The sequence below is a fragment of the Thermomonas sp. LB-4 genome, assembly GCF_036409385.1.
Classification (GTDB): domain Bacteria; phylum Pseudomonadota; class Gammaproteobacteria; order Xanthomonadales; family Xanthomonadaceae; genus Thermomonas.
The window spans coordinates 1-855 of record NZ_JAXOFT010000062.1; the positions used below are offsets into that span (position 1 = coordinate 1).

Here is an 855-nt window from a genome sequence, read left to right on the forward strand (position 1 = left end):
GCGTAGGCGCTCGGTGTCAGTCCGCCCAATGCCTTCTTCGGCCGCTCCTCGTTGTATTCCCGGCGCCAGGTTTCGATGACGGTCCGGGCGTGCAGCAGGTGGGGGAACCAGTGTTCGTTGAGGCACTCGTCGCGCAAGCGGCCGTTGAAGGATTCGACGTAGGCGTTCTGGTTCGGCTTGCCGGGTTGGATCAGACGCAGTTGCACTCCACGTTCGTGTGCCCAAGTGACCATGGCCTTGCCGCAGAACTCCTTGCCGTTGTCGGTGCGGATTACCTGCGGCAGGCCGCGGGCGAGTGCCAGACGGTCGAGCACGCGCGTCACGTTCAGTCCGGAGATCGCGCGCTCGACCTCAATCGCGATGGCCTCGTGGGTGGCGTCGTCGACGATCGTCAGGCACTTGATGACCCGACCTTCGGCGGTGCGGTCGAACACGAAGTCCATCGACCACACCTGATTGGCCGCCAGCGGCCGGATCAGCGGTTGGCGCTCGCCCGGCAACACCTTCTTGCGCTTGCGGCGACGCACCTGCAGCTTCGCTTCCTGGTACAGCCGTTCAACGCGCTTGTAGTTCACGAGCAGCCCTGCTTGCCTGAGCTTGAGGTGGATCATCCCGACGCCGTAGCGCTTGTGCCGCTGCGCCAGCGCCAGGATCCGCGCCCGCAACTCAATGTTGCGGTCCGGACGCGGCGCATAGCGGTAGGCGCTGGCGCTCATGCGCACCACCGCCAGCGATCGCCGCTCGCTCAGCCCCTTGTCCACCAGATGCCGCACCAGCTCGCGTCGAGCTGGTGCGGTCACCACTTTTTTCGCAGGGCGTCCTTGATCACGTCGTTCTCGAACATCTGCTCGGCCA

1 pseudogene is annotated in these 855 nt (G+C 65.1%); it reads right to left on the reverse strand.

What is annotated here, in order from left to right:
- Positions 1 to 855: pseudogene (locus SPK54_RS13620) on the reverse strand (IS3 family transposase); the annotation flags it as partial.